We start from the raw sequence: 629 nt of genomic DNA, 5'->3' as shown, positions 1-629 counted from the left end.
CTAAGATGGTTCGTTCATCTATCACACCACCTGCTAAACCACCACGTCCAATGGATTGGTCTAACCCATATGCATATCAAGCGAAAGCTGGACAGCTAATGTCTCAGGCATTCCCTGCTGCTACACTGTTCAGTGGTGCTGCTTCTACAGTGGCTTCTGCTGGTCAATATGCTATGGCTGATAACACCAAACAAAGACGTGATGCTTTAGATGATGCTTTCAATGCTAGTCGTCAAGTTGTCCCAACTGACCCACTGACTCTTGCTCTGCACAAATACCTATTCAAACAGTTAGGTGCTGATGTTGACGCCAAGAAACACTAACAAATAATGGGAGGGTAGGAAACTACCTTCTCTTCTTACTCTCTCATTCATAGGAGGAACAATGGCTGTCTTAACAACTATTGCTACTTACGTTTTAGATGGAACAACTACCAAGTTCACAGTTCCATTCGAATACCTGTCCCGTGCTTTCGTTGAAGTATCACTCCGTAGCACAACAGGTTCTTCAAAACAACTTACTGTTGTGACTGATTTTGTTTGGAACTCACAGACAGAGATTGAGATTCTCGCAACTCTCGATACAACTGGCTTTGACCAACTGGAAATCCGTCGTAACACTTCTACAAC

Annotated in this window: 2 protein-coding genes; both read left to right on the top strand. The window is 43.6% G+C overall.

The annotated features are described in order from the left end of the window. Positions 1-323 (top strand): hypothetical protein (locus tag N1032_RS26110; protein ID WP_259543546.1); only part of this gene is annotated, 323 nt, incomplete at its 5' end. A gap of 61 nt (positions 324-384) precedes the next feature. Then, positions 385-629, top strand: a 245-nt coding sequence (locus N1032_RS26105) for a phage tail fiber domain-containing protein (protein WP_259543544.1), incomplete at its 3' end; no start/stop codon positions are given.

Source organism: Herbiconiux daphne (genome assembly GCF_024979295.1).
Classification (GTDB): domain Bacteria; phylum Actinomycetota; class Actinomycetes; order Actinomycetales; family Microbacteriaceae; genus Herbiconiux; species Herbiconiux daphnes.
Note: the sequence above shows the minus strand (reverse complement) of the source record. Positions and strands in the feature narration are given on the sequence as shown.